Origin of the sequence: Leifsonia sp. AK011, assembly GCF_013410945.1 — a bacterium.
Taxonomy (GTDB): domain Bacteria; phylum Actinomycetota; class Actinomycetes; order Actinomycetales; family Microbacteriaceae; genus Rhodoglobus.
Map to the genome: position 1 here is coordinate 2,908,668 of NZ_JACCCH010000001.1, position 18,471 is coordinate 2,927,138.

The following is an 18,471-nucleotide window of genomic DNA, read 5'->3' on the forward strand; positions in this document are numbered from 1 at the left end:
TGTCGGTAGTTAAGAGGTGCGGCGGGGACGCACCGACCAGCAGAACCGAGGTGCGGCGGGGATGCACCGACGGGCGGAACTCAGGTGCGGCGCCCGTCCTGCGGCGGCCCCGCGGTGGCCCTCGCACCCACCGTGAACCCGAGGATGCCGCGGCTCACGCCCACCGTGACGACGAGCCCGTCGACCTCGCACGACTGCAGTGCGGTGCCGTTCGTGGCGGCCACCTCTGCCGCGAGTTCGCAGGGGTATCCGGCGTGGCGACCGGATGCGACATCCGCCGCCGCAAGGGCTGCGGCATCCGCGGCTCCCGCCGCCTGGGCCCTGGCCACGAGCACCTGGCTGAGCGGAAGCACGGCGGCCGCCACGACCGCGACGGCGGCGGTGAGACCGACGGCGAGCACCGTGCCGGATCCGCGCTCGGAGACCAGCGAGATCACTTGCCTCCACCCAGCGCGCAGCTCGACGCCGCGAGCGGGATACCCGCGGGGCCGAGGGCTGCGGTCGCGCTCACGGTGACGCACACGAGCTCTCCCTGCGCCCATTGGGAGACGCTCGCGCCCGGTGCCACCTGCGCCGCGATGCCGACCCCGTCGCCGCGGCCCGCAGCACGGGCGGCCGCTGCCGCGGCATCCTGCACGCGGATCTGCGCTCCCGCCACCGCGATACCCCCGAGGCACAGCGCGAGCACAACCATGACGGTCGGCAGTGCGATCGCGAACTCCGCTGTGATGCTGCCCCGTTCGCCGTGCACCGCGTCACGGAATCGAGAGCGCATGACGCACCACGTCGGTGAGCATGCCCCGCACCTCCTCCGACCGGAGGATCACCACGAGGAGACCCGCGAAGCCGACCGCGGCCAACGTGGCGATGGCGTACTCGGCGGTCGCGGCGCCGTCCTCCTCCTGCCACAGTCGCCGCACGAAGGTCGGGAATGTCGTTCGAGCTCGGAACATCACTGCATCCTTTCTGGCCCGAGCTCCTCCAGTCTGTTCGATCACGCCTCGGCGAGGGCGGCGATTGCGGCATCCGGCGGACTGCCGTCAGAACGATGAGACGGTGGAGGACAGGACGGCCACCAGCAGCGGCGCGACCCCGAGTACGAGGAACGCCGGGAGCACGCACAGGCCGAGCGGCAGCATGAGGCGCACCCCGAGCGCAGCGGCCGCGGCCTGGGCCTCAGCTCGGGCGTCCCTGCGCTGTTCCTCGGCTTCGGCCCTGAGCAGCTCGGCGGCGGGCACGCCCGCGCGCGTCGAGAGAGCGAGCACACCGTCGATCCCGCCCGAATCCTCCGGCAACTCGAACCGCCGAAGCGCCTCGGCCGTGGCCGCCTTCGCGCGCTCGAGTGACCCGCCACCCGACACCGCAACAGCGGTGAGTTCGCAGGCGAGGCCCGGCGTCACATCGCGCGTGAGCGCGGATGCCACGAGCCGCCGGTTCCACGCCCGCGCAACCACGATCAACCCCACCCCGACCACCAGGAGGGTCCACCCGATGGGTGAGCCGAACAGCACCTCGATCGTGCCGAACCCGAGCAGCGAGCCGAATACCAGCCCGACGAACGGCAGCACGAGCACCACGCGTGCGGTCGCCCTCGGGCCCGCGAGCGCGACCTGTGCGTCGCGTGCGGCGTCGGCGAGCGACCGCAGCGAGCGGGCGTAGTCGCGGAGCGCTCCCGCGAGGGGAGCCCCGGCATCCGTCGCCACGCTCCACGCTGCGGCGAGCCCACGCCAGGCTGCGCGTTCGTTCGCTGGCAAACCGGCGGATGCCGCCACCAGCGCCTCGGCCACGTCGTGGGTGCCCACGGCCGACGCAACCACCGCGTTGCCCGAGGTCTCGGCGACGAACCGCCACGCGGCACCCGGGGCAACTCCAGCTGCCAGCAGCACCGCGAGCCGCTGCGCAACCCGGGCCGCCCCGCTGATTCCCGCGTCGCCCGGTTCCTTCACAGCGGCACCACGGCCAGGCGATCCCGTTCGTCGATCACGAGCCGCCCGGCGCCTCCCAGCCGTCGACCGCCAGCGTCCCGTTCGAGATGCAGCACCGCACCGATGGCGCTGGCCGCCTGCCGCGCGACGGCGATCGCGTCGAGTCCGGCGAGCGCTCCGAGTGCCTCAAGGCGAGCGGGCACGTCCGAGATCGAGTTCGCGTGGAGGGTGCCCGCCCCGCCATCGTGGCCGGTGTTGAGGGCGGAGAGCAGGTCGCGCACCTCCGCACCGCGGCACTCCCCCAGCACGAGTCGGTCGGGGCGCATGCGCAGCGCCTCTCGGACGAGCCTCGGCAGCGTCACCTCCCCGGCGCCTTCGAGATTGGGTTGGCGGGCCTCGAGCGTCACGACGTGCGGATGCTCGATACGCAGCTCCGCGACATCCTCGATCACGACGATGCGTTCGCCCGGCGACGCTGCCCCGAGCAGAGCCGCGAGAAATGTCGTCTTGCCGGATCCGCCAGCACCCGTGATCAGCAGATTCGCGCGGGATGCCACGAGCCCCCGCACCACGCCCGCGTCCCCTTCCGCGAAGAACCCCGCGCCCTCGAGGTGCTCGAGGCTCGGCCGCTCAAGCCTGGGCAGGCGGATCGAGAGGTAGGTGCCCGCCGTCGCGATCGGCGGCAGGACCGCGTGGACGCGCACGCCGTCACCGAGGCGAACATCGACCATGGGGGATGCCTCGTCGACATGCCGCCCACCCGCCGCAATCAGCCGTACCGCAAGCTCGCGCGCGTCGGCCTCGCTTAGATCGGGCCGATGTCGCACTGCTCCAGCTCCGCGATCGACCCACACACCCCCGCGTCCATTGACGAATACGTCGGTCACGGCAGGGTCGCGCAGAACGCTCGCCAGCGCCCCGAAGTCAGCGCCCACCATCCTCCCCGGCGGGGGTTCTGCCTCACCTGGGGCCCGAACCACAAAGCTCATGGACCGACGCTAGACAGCGCGCGCTGGCACCCGAGGTGCGGCCAGCGAAGTCGTGGACGACGTTCCAGAACCACAAACTGGGGAGGGCGCGACGAACGGGGCCAGCGGCGTGAACCGCTGGCCCCGTTGCATCCGTACCTAGATCACGAGCAGGGTGTGAGGTTCTCCACGGCCTCGCTCAGGGAGGGGAGGCCACCGAGGAGCGTCACGTGGGTCACGCCCAGCGCCTCGAGGTCGTCGAGCACTCCCTGCGGCACACACTCAGTGCGCACCGAGAACATCGGGGCGCCCTCCTTGCCAGCCCAGGCAGACCCGGCGAGCGCGTCGGGGAAGGTGGCCCCCGTCGCGAGGAACGCCCGGTCAGCCGACTCGAACGCGTCAGCATTGATGGCTCGCGCCGTCGCATAACGGTCGGCACCGGCGAGGCGCACCGCGTTCGTGACAGCGTCAGCGCTCTCGAAGACCGCCTCCGAGACCGAGTTGGTGTCACCCAGGACCCGCGTATCGGTCACCCCGAGAGCGGCCAAGAGGTCGACTGTCTCCGTGCCGATGCTGGTTCCGGCGCCGTCCACGAGGATCACCGGCGCATCGTTCGCTCCGGCGGCACCGCCCGCGGCCAGCGCGTCAGGGAACTTGGTTCCCGTCGACAGGTAGGCAAGCGTTGCCCCGGCATCACCGAACGCGTAGTCCGCCAGCATCCGCGACGTCTCGAAGCGGTTGGCTCCACCGAGACGCACGATCTCGTCGGCCATCGTCTCCAGCTCCGCGTAGACCGAGGCACCGACCGACGGAAGGCCGCCGACCACCACGATCTTCGCCGGGTTCAACCGCTCGATCTCGGCCGCCACGTCCGCGGGCAGCGAGCTCGGTGACACGAGCAGCAGCGGACCGCCCTCGAACGCCGCCGCAGGACCCGCCGACAGCGCATCCGGGTAGTTCTGACCGTTCGCGATGTACACCACGGGCGCGGAGTCGGGGTAGGACTCCTGCGAGATATTCACGGCCGTCGCGAAGCGGTTCTCACCGGCGACGCGGTCCTTCGTCACCTCGCCAGTCGGCTCCGTCGTCACCACAACGCGGATCTGCGTCTCGGCGTTGGCGGGGTCGAGTTGCTCGGACTCCGTGAGGGTGAAGACGGGCATCCCGTCGACATCCCAGTGGATGGTCGCCGCGCGGGTGTGGCGACGCGGATCGAAGAGTCCGGCATCCGTTGCCTCACCCGGGAGCGACGTGTCGTTCGCGGTGCGCGAGTGGAACACGATCACGGGGTTGCCGAGCTCGTCCACGGTGAACGAGTTGTGACCGGGTCCGACCTGGCCGGGAACATCCGCCGACGTCAGCACGGGGTAACCCACCTTGGTCCACGTTGCCGGGTCCATGAGGTCGGCACCCTCCTCGGCGTACAGCAGGCCGACGGAGTACTTGTCGTCTACCGACGATGCCGAGAACGACACATAGATGCGCCCGTTGTTGACGATGACCGCAGGGCCCTCATCGATCGCATCGCCGTTGGTCGCCTTCTCCCAGGCGTACTCGGGAGCCGACAGCAGAATCGACTGCGTCAGCAGGCGACGCGGGTCGACGGGGTCGATCTCCGCCATGCGCAGCGTCGAACCCGCCCCGGTCTCTGCCCAGATGGCGTAGTGCTTGCCACCCGACTCGAAGTACGTCATGTCGAGCGAGAAGTGGGTGAACGCCGAGTCTCCAGCCTGGGGGATCATCTGGCCGAGGTTGACCCAGTTGTCCGGGTTCATGGCTGCGGCGCCACCGAACTCGCCACCGACGTACTTCAGCACAGCCGGGCGGATGTCCCAGACTCCCCCACCACGAGCGGCCGTGAAGAACACGTACCAGTCGTCGCCGATCTTCTCGATCTCGGGAGCCCAGATGAATCGGTTGAGTTCCGCACTCGAGTTCTCGTGCCAGATGGTGACCTCCTCGGCGGTCTTCAGGCCCTCGATCGTCTGCGCGCGGCGCAGCACGACGCGGTCGTAGCCGTTCGGGTCGTCGGCGCGCGTCATAGGGTACGACGCGGTGAAGTAGTACCAGCCGTCCTCACCGATGGTCACGTCAGGGTCGGCGCGACGCTCGATGAGCGGGTCGGAGTACGTCTTCGCCGAGACCGTGCCCGACACGGTGTAGACACCGGGTGTTGAGGTGTCGACGGCCGCGAGGTCGTCGGCGTTCCACTCCACGGGGAGCTTCGACGTCGATCCGCTCGAGTAGCGCCCGGTGGCGCTCTTCGGCAGCTCGAACGTTCCGCCCTCCGTGATCTCGACGTCGGTGAACGCGTCGACGGACGTGTTCACGACCCGGCTCAGCTTGGACGTCACGCGAGCCAGTTCGCTTGCGGTGAGGCCCGTGCTCGCCGTCTCCATCGCTCCCGCGGGGAACGTGCCGCTCGCCGATGCCGGACCTGCAGCCGCCGCGACGGGCGCGGAGAAGGTCACGAAGTCCGGCGTCTCGACGGTGTACGCGAGCTGGTCGGTCGTGTTCACGTAGGTGAGCACATAGGCCGCGCGCCCGTTGTCGTAGCGCACCGAGACGCGAGTCGCGCTGACACCCGAGGGCGCGAACGTGACCAGGCGCTGGTTCGTGTACTGCACGAGGTCGGTCGAGTCGTACACGTAGATGCGGTTGCCCGCGGAGTTCTGCGTGGCGACGAGTCCGAACTCACCGTCCGGGGTGCGGAAGACCTCGGGTGAACCGAACTTCTGCGAACCGAGCGTCGGGTAGAACAGTCCGCGCCCGTTGTTCAGTGCGGAGTACGTCGTGCCGTCGACGGATGTCGCGACGTGCAGTACATCGGTGCGGGTGGTGTCACCCGTCTGGATGTACGTGCCGAGCTGACCGGCATCCGCTGCGAGCACCGTGATGGGGTACTCGCGCGTTGCCGTTGCTCCGCCCAGCGAGAAGGTCGCGGTGAGCGTGATGGCACGCTCGTCCGCGGCACGGGTGACCGTGCCATCCGGTGCCACGACTGCGGCATCGGACGACTGCCAGGACACCGCAGCGCCATCAACCTCGGTCTTCAGCACGATGTTGCCGAAGACGTGTGTGATGGCGAGATCGAAACCGTCGGCGATGAAGTCGACGTCCTTCTGCGGGTTGTCGGCGAGCACGGTGAACACGAAGTCACGCGTCGTCGTGCGACCGGCAAGCTGGAACGTTGCCGTCAGGGTGACGGTGGCGTCGTCCTCGGTCGGGCGAGTCACGGTGCCGTCGGCGGCGAGGTACGCGGCATCACTCGTGACCCACGTGATCGTCGACCCCTTGGCTCCTCGGGCCGGCAGCGTGATGTCGCCGATGATCCTCGAGGGGCCGAGGTTGACCGAATCCGCGTCGGACGCGAGCGCTGCATCCACGGCTGCGGTGTCACCGAGGCCCGTGTAGTACTCCTCGGCAACCTCGGAGTCGCCGAGCGCGCTCGTGTACACCTTGAGATCACGCACGTCGCCCTTGTAGAAGACGTCGGAGTACGTTGACCGGCCGATGTAGCCGACCAGGTTGTTGCCGAACTGGCTCACGGTGCGTGAGGTCGCGACCGTTCCGATCTTCTGGCCGTTGAAGTAGCCCGTGATCGAGTTAGACGTGATGACCGTCGTGTACAGACCCCAGGCGTTCGACGTTGTCGGCCCCTGGATTCCGTTGGCCGAGTTCGTCGGCGTGATGCCGTACTCGGTGCTCCAGGGTGATCCCGTGTTCAGGCCGTTCGTGACGACCGTCTTGAATTGGTTGCCACCGGTTCGCGGGTTCAGCAGCCAGTACTGCGCCGGCGGATTCGAGGATGACCCGAAGAACAGTGCCGCGTAGTTGCCTGCGGCCGTCTCGTTCTTGAGCCAGGCCGAGATCGTCAGCGTGTTCTGACCGTCGAACATGCCGGTGGGCAGCTGCACGTAGCCCGCGGTGCTGTTGGCTGCACCACCCGGAAGGGTGAGCACGTCACCGGTAACGGTCGCACCCGTTCCCTTAATGGTTCCGTTGTTCTTGTACGGAGACGAGTCCGGAACGGTTGTGCCCGCGACATCCGAGAAGTCGTAGTGGAGGATGAGCGGACCGCTGGCATCCAGCACCTCGATAGTCGCCGTCGCGATGATCGCGAAGCCCGCAACGGTACCGGTTACCTGCACGGTGCCCTCGGTCTCGTAGTAGTTGGCGGGAGAGACCGCGTCCCACTCGACCGAGAGGTCCTGCTTCGAGCCGTCGGCAAAGTTAACGGAGACCCGGGCGGGAAGCTCCGCTGGTGTGCCGATGGACGTGCGCACGGTCACCGGGTCCGCGGAGACAGCATCCGGCAGGTAGGTGTCGAACAGGCGAGCCTGCTCCTCCGCTGTGATGGGGAGGACCGTGCCGTGGCGGGGTGCCGGTGACGGCAGCGAGTACGACGCGGGCACCGACCAGGTCGCGTTCGCGCCAAGCTGCTGGGAGAACAGCGGGATGTACTTGCGGCCGCCGTACTCGTCCACGAGAAGGTAGTACCTCTCACCGTTGACGTCTCCCGGGTTGGCCTTGAAGATCGTCGGGCCCTCGACCCCGCCCGTCCCGGCGGTCTGGCCGATGCAGGCCTTCTGAAGCGCCCACGTGCCAGTGCTGGAGGTCTCTGTGGTCGGGGCGGTCAGCGAGGTGGATGTCTCCTCGATGATGTCGACGCATCCGGTCTGCTGACCCTCGTCCTTCGTGAAGCGGTGGTACGTGTCACCCACCTTCAGCACAGTCGAGTCGATGCGGGAGATGCCGGTGTCCTGCCAGACCTGCACATCGCTGAAGGTGTGGAAGTCGCGCGTCGTCACGTAGAGCATGCGGTTGTACTGGCCACCGGTGTGGTTCGGGTCGTTCTCGGCGTAGAGCTTCGACGCCCAGAAGACCACGTACTCACCGAGCTCGTCGTCGTAGTAGGCCTCGGGTGCCCAGGTGTTGCCCGCGGTCTCGGGCGAGACGAGCGCATGGCGCTGGTCGGACCAGTGCACGAGGTCGGTCGACTCCCAGACCTCGATGTAGCGGCTGCCACTGCGCTGGGATGCGTCCCAGCTCGTTCCGCCACCGATCGAGAGGTCCGTGGCGATGAGGTAGAACTTGTCACCCTCGGGGGAGCGAATGATGAATGGGTCCCGAAGGCCGGTCGTCCCCTTCGTGGAGGTGAGCACCGGCGCGGCGCCGTTCAGGGTGACCCAGTTGCGCGCGTCGTTGCCGTTCGAGGCGCCGAAGTAGATCTTCTCGCCGGCCACCGTGTCGCCCGTGAAGTAGGCGAACATGTATGCCTCGGGGTCGACGGCTTCGGGGAGGGCCGGCACTGCCGCCGTGAAGGTCTTGACGGTGGAGGCGTCGCCGCGCGTGAGCGTGGCGGTGAGGACAACCGAGGCGGCCGCCTGGCCGTGCGCAGGCCGGTTGACTCGCCCGTCGGTCGCGACGACGGCGGTGTTCGCCGAGGCCCACGAGATCGAGACGTTGCCGCTCGCGGAAGTGGGCAGCACGAGGTCGCCGCGGACGTCGTTGATGTTGTTGACCACGAGCGAGGCGGCCGCGACATCCACGGCGTCCTGGTCGGGGTCAGCCACGGACGGCACGGTGACCGCGATGACCCTCGTGGTGCTCGTTGTGCCCGCGGTGATCGTCGCCGTCAGGTTCACCGTGGTCGAGGTTGCCGGGCGGGTCACGGTTCCGTTGTTCGCGATGACGGCGGTCTTGCTCGAGGCCCACGTGATCGTCGACTTCGCGGGTCCGGTCGCCGGGAGCGTGAGGTTGGTGATGACCGCGCTGGTGTCGCCGAGTGCGGTCTCGACCCACGTGGCATCCGAGTCCACGGTGGGCTGGTGCACGGCAGTCGCGAGCGCTCCGACCTCGTTCGCCGCGAGCGCGTGGTCGTAAATGCGGAAGTCGCGCACGATGCCGCGGAACGAGTTGTCGGCGGCATACGCCGAGCGGCCGATGTAGTTGCGCGTGGTGGTTCCGCTACCGATCTCGGCGGGCGTGCGGGTGACGGCTGTGTTGCGCGCGACCTCGACGCCGTCCTCGTAGAGGATGCCCGTGCCGCCGGTCAACGTGTACGTGAGGTGACGCCAGACGCCCTTCTGCAGGTTGGAGCCCTTGCTCGTGTTCTGCTCGTTGTTCCACCACTGGTTCGAGATCGTCGCCCGATACGGCGTCGTCGTCGTGAACAGGTAGCCGGAACCGGAGGCGGGAGACCCGACCGCGAGGTTGCCGAGGTTGTACACGAAGTGGTTGCCGGTCAGCGCGGGGTCGACCCAGACATCCAGTGCGACCGTGATCGACGAGAGCCCCGCAATGATGTTGTTCGGCAGTTTCACGGCGTTGCCGCTGCTCGACGCACCGCCACTCAGGGTGAAGCCGGAGCCACCGTTCCAGGTCGCGGAGCCTTCGACGGTGGCGTCGCGCCCGTTGCCCGAGGCGTCGGCGGCAACGGTGCCACTGGTCTCGGTCAGCGGGTACCAGGCGACGAGGCCATCGTCAGCCGCCGTCGCAGGGACGGGCGCGATGAGCACGCCAGCAGCGACCGCGAGCGCGGCACCGATAGCGAGGATGCGAGAAAGCATGGACACACTCCTTTGTGAGTACAGGGGGCAACAACGGGATGCTCGGGCACACCGCCGGGCCAGATGTTATCGCTAACATTCCCAGCCTCACAACAGGATCATTTCTCGCTCACGTCAACAAACCATGCCCTGCCTGCGAGGACATCGAGCCCCGTGGGAGCGCGACCACCAGCAAATGTGAGCGCTCAAATTCTGCGAAACTTTTGTGGTTCTCGCCGCAAAACTGCTGTCACAACGAAAATGTTCGGCGACGCTGTCGCCGGTGGACGACACCTCCGGGGTTACTCCCCCGAGTAGTCCCGCGCCCAGGCCACCGTCGGCTTCAGAACGTAGGCCACAAGCCCGGAACGGATGTCATAGTCACTGCCCGTGTACGTGCGCGCAAGCCGATCCGCGATCTCGACGGCCGCCTCGCCGCTGAGACGCGCGACGACCTCACCACGCACGGTCGCCATGCTGAACGGGTTGCCGTTCTCGGTGGTCGAGAGCGCGGCGCGCGGGTCGCGCTGGAGGTTGTCGTCCTTGCGGGATCCGGCCACCATGAAGAAAGTCAGCTGGCCATCGCCGTACGGCCCCACCCACACGGGAACGGCGTGCGGGCTGCCGTCCTCGTTGATGGTCGCGAGATGCACGATGGCGTCCCCGCTGAAATAGGGCACAACGTCGTTCCAGTCACTCATGGGCATCCCATCTCCCTCGGCTCAGACAACCACGGCGACGCGGTCACGGATGCCACGCTACGCGGGGTGCCGCGAAGCAACCCCACCCTTGCGAGTGTTCCGAAAGTGCCGTAATGCGCACCCCCAGAACGGCACTTTCGGAACACTCGGCGCCTTTCGACAGTTCACACCCACGTAATGTGCTGGAGACATTCAGCGCCTAGCCTCGGATCATGATCGAGCACGTCGATCCCTTCATCGGCACGGAAGCCACGGCGCTTCCCGCGCCCACGGGTCTCGCAGCCACCTGGTGGTGGCCCAAGCCGCAGGTGGGCAACACGCACCCCGGGGCCACCTATCCGTTCGGCATGGTGTCCGCGTGCGCGTACTCCGGTGCTTATCCGACCGGCTACGGGCACTACGACCTCAACACGGAGGGCATCCCGCCGACGATCTTCGAGAAGTCCGTGGCATCCGGGTTCACGCACTTCCAGCAGTCGGGCACGGGCGCGATCCGCAAGTACTACAACTACTTCCGCGTCTCGCCGATGCTCGAGCCGCTCGATGTGCTCGGCAGGGAGTGGGAGATCACCGACGAGGTGGCGGAGCCCGGATGGTACGCCGCAACGCTCGACTCTGGGGTGCGCGCCGAACTGACCGTCGGGCCCAAGAGCGCCGTGCACCGCTACACGTTCCCCACGAACAAGAACGCCCGAGTTGTGATCGACTTCTCGCTCGGCGGCCTCGCGATCCCGCACTCCTCCACGATCCCGCTGCGCGCCCACCTCGAGTCGGTGGCTCCCGGCATCGCCCAGGGCACGATCGTCGTCGAGGGCACGCCGCTGTCGGTGTACCTCGAGTGCGACGCCGACAACTGGCGGCAGATGCTCTGGTACGACCGGCGGCTCATGCCCGGCGGCACGCGGCTCGATTTCGACCACATCCGCCCGACGACGCTGCGCTCGTTCGGCCTCATGTGGGCGGGGCCGAGCACGGAGGGCCAGCAGGTCGAGCTGCGCATGGGCTTCTCGCTGCGCGGCGTCGAGCAGGCCAAACGAAACCTCCACGAGGATGTCGGCACGCAGCCGGGCCAGTTCACGCGACGCCGGGAGCGCACCCAGAAGGCGTGGCGCAAGCAGCTGCAGAACATCGCCATCGAGTCACCATCGCCCGAGCGTTCGACCGTGTTCTCGACGGCGATGTACCACTCGCTCATCAAGCCGTCGCTCGCCCCCGGCGAGAGCCCGTTCTGGCCGGGCGACGGCCCGTTCGCGTTCGACATCTCCACGATGTGGGACATCTACCGCACCCAGCTCCCCCTCGTGACGGCCATCCAGCCGGAACGCGCGGTCGAGCTCGCCAACGCACTCCTGACCATCGCCGAGGAGGAGGGCAACTTCCCGATCGGCTACCGCATGGCCGTCGGCAGCGACCGTTTCTCCCGCCAGGGCAGCGCCCTTGCGCACACCTTCCTCGCCGACCTCTGCCAGCTCGGCATGCCCGGCATCGACTGGGAGTGGGCGCTCGTGCACATGCACAACGACCTGCGGAGGCTCTACGGCGAGGAGTTCCTGCTGCGGGGGGAGGCGCATCCGATCACCCACACCCTCGACCTCGCCTTCGGCTACTGGTGCACCGCCAAGGTCGCCGCTGCCGTCGGTGACCGCGCGCTCGTCGAGGAGCTCGCCCCCTACGCCGACCGCTGGGTCAACGCCTACGACCCCGCAACCGGCCTCCTCAAGGACTCCACGTTCTACGAAGGCAGCCGCTACAACTACTCGTTCCGTGTGCAGCACGACATGGCCGGCCGCATCGCACTCGCGGGCGGCGACGAGGCCTTCGTCGGGATGCTCGATACCTTCTTCGGCTACGGAGCGCCCGCCGTGACGCAGCCGGGGCTCGCCCCCGGTGAGGCCGAACTCACGGCCGGCTACGCCCTCGGACGTTTCGAGGGTCTCAACAACGAGCCCGACATGGATGCCCCGTGGGCCTACCACTACGCGGGTCGCCCCGACCGCACCACCGAGGTGGTCCACGACGTCGTCATGCAGCAGTTCGGCACCGGCCGTGGCGGCCTGCCGGGCAACGACGACTCCGGCGGCCTCAGCTCCTGGTACGTCTGGGCCTCGCTCGGGCTGATGCCCGCGGCCGGCCAGAACCTGTTCTTCGTCAACGCACCCTCGTTCCGCTCCGCGAAGCTCGCCGCCCCCGGCGGCACCTTCGCGATCGAGACCGAGGGTTTTGTGGATCCCGTGCCCGGGGGTCCCGTCCAGTACGTGCAGTCGGTCGACCTCAACGGGGTCGCTCTCGAACGCAGCTGGATCCGCGCGGACGAACTGCACCGCGGAGGAACCCTCCTGGTGCGACTCGGACCCGAGCCGAGCGAGTGGGGGCGTCGAGAACGCCCGCCCTCCACCCGCGTCCTCTGACGCCGTCCCCCTCTGTCAGATCAGCTCCGCCCCGAGCCCGTCCTAAGGAACCGTGTATGGACACTCAACTCCCCACCCGTCGCCTCATCATCGTCAACCGCGCCGACCCGGTGATCTGTGGCCACTCCGTCGAGGGCCGCAACCTGGCTGAGGTCGCGCTCACCCGCGGCTTCGACGATGTGCGTATCGTCACGTGGCCTCTCGAGCGGCTGCAGTCCAGCGGCCTGCCGCTCAAGCCCCTCGAGTCGGTGCTCCCCTACAGCCCGGGGATCACGGTGGAGCGCCCCGAGCCCGTGGGCGACTACAAGGTTCCGGACGGTCGTTACACGGCGGGCATCACGGGACGCCTGGTCGAGCTCCTCACCGATGGCGTGCCCACCACCGTGCTCTCCCTGTACCTGAGCCCGCACACGCTCGCCGTCGCGGACGCGGTGACGACTGCGCGGTCGACCGGCCTGCCGGTGGATGTCACGACCATCGCCGAGGCCGTCGGAAGCGACATCACCAACGTCGTGCGCTCGAGCCTCGAACGGGACGCCTTCGGCGCGGCCGCCCAGATCTTCAGCGCCTACCTGAGCCAGGACCGCGCGGTCGCGGTCTCGGAGTACACGCGCGACATGATCATCGCGGCGGCCGAGGAGCTGGATGCCCGCCACGGCACCCGCTACGCGAACGCCTGCCGCGAGCGCATCGAGATCTCCTACCCCGCGATCGACACCTCGGCCTACCTCGACCTTGACCCTGCGGAGACCGCGCGGGTGCTCGAGGAGCGCGGGCTCGCCCGCAACCGCTACGTGCTGTTCCTGTCCCGCTTGCAGGCCGCGAAGGGGGTCGATGACCTCATCGCCGGCTTCGAGCGTGCTGCGCTCCCCGCGGATGTTGAGTTGGTCATCGCTGGGCGCGGACCGGATGCAGAGCGCCTGCACGGCATCGCCGCGGCATCCCCGCTCGCGGACCGCATCCGTTTTCTCGATGACGTGGGGGATGCCGAGAAGCCGCACCTCATGGAGGCGTGCGCCGTCTACGTGCTGCCGAGCAAGCCGAGCCGTGACTTCGTGGAGACGTTCGGTATCGCCCTCGCGGAGAAGATGCTGGCGGGCGGTGGCCCCGTCGTCACGACCCTCGCGGGCGGCATCGGCGAGGCCGTCGGCGATCACGCGACGATCGTGCCCGTGGAGGATCCGGATGCCATCGCCAAAGCCATGGAGGACGCGCTGGCCCTCGACGCAACGGAACTCGCACGCCGCGCCCGCGGTGCACGCGAGTACGCGCTGCAGTTCGACCGGGCGAACGTCTTCGACCGCCTCTTCCGCACGGACCCCGTCGCCGCCGCGGCCCCGGTGGGCTGAAGAGGCCCGCGAAGCGGCCGTGAACCCCGTGGGTTGAGTAGGCCCGCGAAGCGGCCGTGAACCCCGTGGGTTGAGTAGGCCCGCGAAGCGGCCGTGAACCCCGTGGGTTGAGTAGGCCCGCGAAGCGGCCGTTATCGAAACCTCACCACCGATGTACTTCGGATGTGAGGTTTCGATACGCCGGGCTTCGCCGCGGCTACTCAACCAACAACAACCCCCAACCCGCGGTTTGAGTAGGCCCGCGAAGCGGCCGTCAACCCCGCGGGTTGAGTAGGCCCGCGTAGCGGCCGTCATCGAAACCTCACCACCGAGCAACTTCGGACGTGAGGTTTCGATGACGCCGGGCTTCGCCGCGGCTACTCAACCCGCAGTCTTTCGCGACCACCCACGACGCGTCGATGGCGGGGACATCGACGCTTTAAACAGAGAGGGGCGGCGCCTATTGGGGGGAACAGGCGCCGCCGCAGCAGTGCCTGATTGGGGGGAATCGGTGGCACCGCTAATCGCACTCAACGTGCAACGTCCCTCAGCGTATCGGTTTGGCCCGCGAAGTCAATGGGTTTTTGCTGTGCGGTTTATGATCGGGTAGTTCACCGGTTTTATGAGGGATCGACGAGGATCTGATGGCTGAGAATTCCATTGACAGTCTGCTCCAGGAGCACCGTCGCTTCCCTCCGAGCGAGCAGTTCGCGGCGCAGTCGGTGGCAAGTCCGAACCTCTCTTCCGAGGCCCGCGCGGACCGTCTCGAGTTCTGGGCTACGCAGGCCCGCGAGTGCCTCGACTGGCACTCGCCCTTCACCGAGGTGCTCGACTGGTCGAACGCCCCCTTCGCGAGATGGTTCGCGGATGGCACCCTCAACGTCGCCTACAACTGCCTCGACCGTCACGTGCTCGCGGGCCGCGGCGATCGTGTCGCCTTCCACTGGGAGGGTGAACCAGGCGACTCCCGCACCATCACCTATGCCGAGCTCACGACCGAGGTGAAGCGCGCGGCGAACGCCCTCGCCTCCCTCGGCATCGGCCAGGGCGACCGCGTCGCGATCTACATGCCGGTGGTTCCGGAGGCGGTCGTCGCGATGCTCGCGGTGGCGCGCCTCGGTGCCGTGCACTCCGTTGTCTTCGGGGGCTTTAGCGCCGAGAGCCTGCGCAGCCGCATCGAGGATGCCCAGGCGAAGCTCGTGATCACCGCCGACGGCGGCTGGCGCAAGGGAAAGGTGTTCCCGCTCAAGCCGGTGGTGGATGCCGCGCTCGAATCTGGCGCGGAGAGCGTCGAGCACGTACTCGTCGTGCGCCGTGGCGAGAACCCGGTCGCCTGGGCGGATGCCCGTGACCTCTGGTGGCACGACACCGTGGGTTCCGCGAGCCCCGAGCACGAGGCGGAGGGTTTTGAGGCGGAGAACCCGCTGTTCATCCTCTACACCTCCGGAACGACCGGTAAGCCGAAGGGCATCCTGCACACCTCGGGCGGGTACCTCACGCAGGCTGCCTTCACCCACCGCAACGTCTTCGACCTGCATCCGGAGTCCGACGTCTACTGGTGCACCGCCGACGTCGGCTGGATCACCGGGCACAGCTACGTGGTCTACGGCCCGTTGGCCAATGGCGCGACGCAGGTGCTCTACGAGGGAACGCCGGATTCGCCGCATCCGGGTCGCTGGTGGGAGCTGATCGAGAAGTACAGGGTCTCCATCTTCTACACCGCGCCGACCGCGATCCGCAGCTTCATGAAGCTGGGTCGGGAGATTCCGGATGGCTTCGACCTGTCGAGCATCCGCGTGCTGGGGTCGGTCGGCGAACCGATCAACCCCGAGGCCTGGATCTGGTACCACGACGTGATCGGCGCGGGCACCGCCCCCATCGTCGACACCTGGTGGCAGACGGAGACCGGCGCCATCATGATCGCAGCGCTCCCCGGCCAGACGACTCTCAAGCCGGGTTCGGCGCAGGTGCCGATCCCGGGTGTGACGATCGACATCCTCGGGGAGGACGGCACGCGCGTGGACCCGCCCCACGGCGGCCTGCTCGTGGTGAGCGAGCCGTGGCCGTCGATGCTGCGGGGCATCTGGGGTGACCCCGAGCGCTTTAAGGAGACCTACTGGTCGAGGTTCTCGACCCCGGAGAAGGCACGCTACTTCGCGGGCGATGGCGCGCACGTCGATGAGGACGGCGACATCTGGCTGCTCGGACGCGTCGACGACGTGATGAACATCTCGGGGCACCGGCTCTCGACGACCGAAATCGAGTCGGCGCTCGTGTCGCACCCGATGGTGGCGGAGGCCGCCGTCGTGGGTGCCGCCGACGAGCAGACCGGGCAGGCGGTGGTCGCGTTCGTGATCCTGCGTGCGGAGTTCGCGGGCGATATGACGCCGGATGAGGCATCCGCTGCCCTGCGAGCGCACGTGGCCACGGCCATCGGTGCCATCGCGCGGCCGAGGCAGGTCTTCGTGGTGGCAGAGCTGCCGAAGACGCGCTCCGGCAAGATCATGCGCCGTCTGCTCCAGGATGTCGCGGAGGGTCGCGCCATCGGAGACACAACAACCCTCGCCGACACCTCGGTGATGCAGATCATCACGACAAACGTCACCGGCTAGCCCGTTCCAGCTAGCCGCGGGGCGAGGCGCGCTACCGACCTCCCCCATCTATTTCACTCTTTTCCGGAGGTTTCGCGTCCGGGAGCGCTCTTTCGCGTAACTGGTGTGATCTGAGTTCGGATGCTCCGGAAAAAAGCAAAAAGACAGCGCGGGTCGGGCGCCGCTCGTCCACTCCTGCACCGGGATGCGCGCGGTACGAGGATTCACGGATGCCGCGACATCCGCATCGCACCGGCGCGAGGCCGAGCATCCTTGCCCGGTGCGCACCCGTGACATCACCGAGGTACTCGCCTCGTTCGGAGGCGTGGCGACACGGCCACAACTCATAGCGGAAGGCTTCAGCCCCTACGGCCTGACCCGCGCGGTGAGGGAAGGCCACATTCAGCGCCTCCGACGCTCGCGCTACGCCCTCAACGACCTGGATCCTGGTCTGAAGATCGCCATCCAGCACGGCGGAGTTCTCGGCTCCGTCAGCGCAGCCCGCGCCTACGGCCTGTGGACTGGTATCGATCAGCGCATTCACATCAGCTGGCGCAACCACGGCAACGTTGCGAGGCCCGGCAGGGTGATGTTCGGAACTCGGCCCGATCTCGTGCATCACTGGCACGTGCCGAGTTGCGAGCCTCCTGAGACGTCCGTGCTGATGGTCACTGCACTCGAGGCGCTCGCACAGATCCTCCGCACCGAGAGCAAGGAGATGGCGGTCGCGTGTGCCGACTCCGCCGTTCGGCACGGCGTTCTGACCGACAAGGAAGTTCGTGCTCTTCTCAGGTCAATGCCGAGGAGGATCGCCGAGTGGGAGCGCTACATCGATGGCCGCTCCGACTCGGGGCTGGAGTCGATCGTTCGGATATGGCTCATGGATCGCGGCATCCCCTTCATATTCCACGCCGTCATCCCTGGAGTTGGCGAGGTCGACTTTCTCCTGGGGACCTCGCTGATTCTGGAGACCGACGGTGGCCAGTTCCACGACGCTCCTCGCGACGCAGAAAGGGATGCGCGCCGCAACGCCCGGTCGGCTGCGCGGGGGTTCATCACCCTGCGCGCTCGCTATCGCATGGTGATGTTCGAGCCACACGAGTGGCAGCGGCCGCTGCTCGAGCACCTGTCCCGCGGGGATCACCGACGTAGAATCCGCTGAGCCGCGCCGTTCAGCGCGGGCGCGCACTCGGCGAATCCTGCACTTCTCCGGAGCTTGTGCCCCGAAATCACAGCAGTTTCGCGATGGAGCGCTCCCAGCCCCGAACCCTCCGGAAAAGAGTGAAAGGGAAGGGAAGGGGAGGGTGCCAGCTAGTGCGACGGTGCGACCGCGACCTACGCGTACTCGAAGATGAACTCGATCTCCACCGGGGAGTCGAGCGGCAGCACCGCGACGCCGACGGCGCTGCGGGCGTGCTGCCCTGCCTCGCCGAAGATGTCGTGCAGCAGCTCCGAGGCGCCATTGATGACGGCGGGCTGCCCGGTGAACGACGGGTCGGATGCCACAAACCCGACAACCTTCACGACGCGCGTGATGCGGTCCAGCGACCCGATGGCGCTGCGGGCCGCGGCGAGGCCGTTGAGCACACACTGTCGCGCATAGACCGCGGCATCCTCAGCGGTGACAGATGCGCCGACCTTGCCAGTCGCGGGCAGTGCGCCGTCGAGCAGCGGCAGCTGGCCGGACGTGTAGACGAGGTTGCCTGCGGCGGTCGCGGGGATGTACGCCGCAACGGGCTTGGAGGTGGCGGGTACAACGAGTCCGAGCTCGGCGAGCCGGGCATCCAGTTGTGAGGTCATTCGGCTGGCGTCTCTCTCTTCATGTAGGCCACGAGGCCACCTTCAGGGCCGGTCACGATCTGCACGAGCTCCCAACCCTGGGAGCCCCAGTTGTTGAGGATCGCGGTCGTGTTGTGGATGAGAAGCGGGGTGGTGATGTACTCCCAGGAGGGCATTGGGGGCATCCGTTCAGGTAGATGGCAGGGGGTGTCCCGTACCA

General features: G+C 67.9%; 13 protein-coding genes. 4 read left to right on the forward strand and 9 right to left on the reverse strand.

Annotation, left to right across the window (positions count from 1 at the left end; all coding sequences use genetic code 11):
• Positions 1–80: 80 nt before the first annotated feature.
• The 7 genes from HDC94_RS14045 to HDC94_RS14075 all read right to left on the reverse strand — a co-directional run bounded on the left by HDC94_RS14045 (position 81) and on the right by HDC94_RS14075 (position 10,145).
• Positions 81–437 (reverse strand): Rv3654c family TadE-like protein, encoded by a 357-nt coding sequence (locus HDC94_RS14045; RefSeq protein ID WP_308495737.1) that lies wholly within the window; start codon positions 435–437, stop codon positions 81–83.
• Complete coding sequence (locus tag HDC94_RS14050; RefSeq protein ID WP_179498607.1) at positions 434–775, reverse strand: TadE family type IV pilus minor pilin; 342 nt, start codon at positions 773–775, stop codon at positions 434–436. Before HDC94_RS14050 ends, HDC94_RS14045 begins: the two co-directional genes overlap by 4 nt.
• Positions 756–953 carry a DUF4244 domain-containing protein gene (locus HDC94_RS14055; RefSeq protein WP_179498609.1) on the reverse strand — a complete coding sequence of 66 codons (198 nt, stop codon included), beginning with the start codon at positions 951–953 and terminating at the stop codon, positions 756–758. Before HDC94_RS14055 ends, HDC94_RS14050 begins: the two co-directional genes overlap by 20 nt.
• An 87-nt stretch (positions 954–1,040) precedes the next feature.
• Positions 1,041–1,946, reverse strand: a complete 906-nt coding sequence (locus HDC94_RS14060) for a type II secretion system F family protein (protein ID WP_179498611.1) — start codon at positions 1,944–1,946, stop codon at positions 1,041–1,043.
• On the reverse strand, positions 1,943–2,914 hold the full coding sequence (locus tag HDC94_RS14065) for a TadA family conjugal transfer-associated ATPase (protein WP_179498613.1): 972 nt from the start codon (positions 2,912–2,914) through the stop codon (positions 1,943–1,945). The genes HDC94_RS14060 and HDC94_RS14065 overlap by 4 nt, the downstream gene beginning before the upstream one ends.
• 143 nt (positions 2,915–3,057) lie before the next feature.
• A complete protein-coding gene (locus HDC94_RS14070) occupies positions 3,058–9,465 on the reverse strand; it encodes an immunoglobulin-like domain-containing protein (protein WP_179498615.1) in 6,408 nt (2,135 codons plus the stop codon).
• Between the two features lie 281 nt (positions 9,466–9,746).
• Positions 9,747–10,145: a pyridoxamine 5'-phosphate oxidase family protein gene (locus HDC94_RS14075; RefSeq protein WP_179498617.1), complete on the reverse strand. Its 399-nt coding sequence runs from the start codon at positions 10,143–10,145 to the stop codon at positions 9,747–9,749.
• A gap of 212 nt (positions 10,146–10,357) precedes the next feature.
• On the opposite strand from HDC94_RS14075, the gene HDC94_RS14080 reads away from it, so the two are divergent.
• From HDC94_RS14080 to HDC94_RS14095, 4 genes are all read left to right on the forward strand, one after another.
• Positions 10,358–12,553 (forward strand): glycoside hydrolase domain-containing protein, encoded by a 2,196-nt coding sequence (locus tag HDC94_RS14080; RefSeq protein WP_179498618.1) that lies wholly within the window; start codon positions 10,358–10,360, stop codon positions 12,551–12,553.
• Between the two features lie 56 nt (positions 12,554–12,609).
• On the forward strand, positions 12,610–13,902 hold the full coding sequence (locus HDC94_RS14085; protein WP_179498619.1) for a glycosyltransferase: 1,293 nt from the start codon (positions 12,610–12,612) through the stop codon (positions 13,900–13,902).
• 623 nt (positions 13,903–14,525) lie between these two features.
• Entirely contained in the window at positions 14,526–16,493 is a 1,968-nt protein-coding gene (gene acs / locus HDC94_RS14090; RefSeq protein WP_179498620.1) for an acetate--CoA ligase, read from the forward strand.
• Between the two features lie 184 nt (positions 16,494–16,677).
• Positions 16,678–17,634, forward strand: a complete 957-nt coding sequence (locus HDC94_RS14095; protein ID WP_179498621.1) for a type IV toxin-antitoxin system AbiEi family antitoxin domain-containing protein — start codon at positions 16,678–16,680, stop codon at positions 17,632–17,634.
• A 173-nt stretch (positions 17,635–17,807) separates the two neighbouring features.
• On the opposite strand, the gene HDC94_RS14100 is transcribed toward HDC94_RS14095, so the two are convergent.
• Both HDC94_RS14100 and HDC94_RS14105 read right to left on the reverse strand, forming a co-directional pair.
• A complete protein-coding gene (locus HDC94_RS14100; RefSeq protein ID WP_179498622.1) occupies positions 17,808–18,272 on the reverse strand; it encodes a RidA family protein in 465 nt (154 codons plus the stop codon).
• Positions 18,269–18,427, reverse strand: coding sequence for a DUF4177 domain-containing protein (locus tag HDC94_RS14105; RefSeq protein WP_179498623.1), 159 nt, complete (start codon positions 18,425–18,427; stop codon positions 18,269–18,271). The genes HDC94_RS14100 and HDC94_RS14105 overlap by 4 nt, the downstream gene beginning before the upstream one ends.
• Positions 18,428–18,471: the final 44 nt, after the last annotated feature.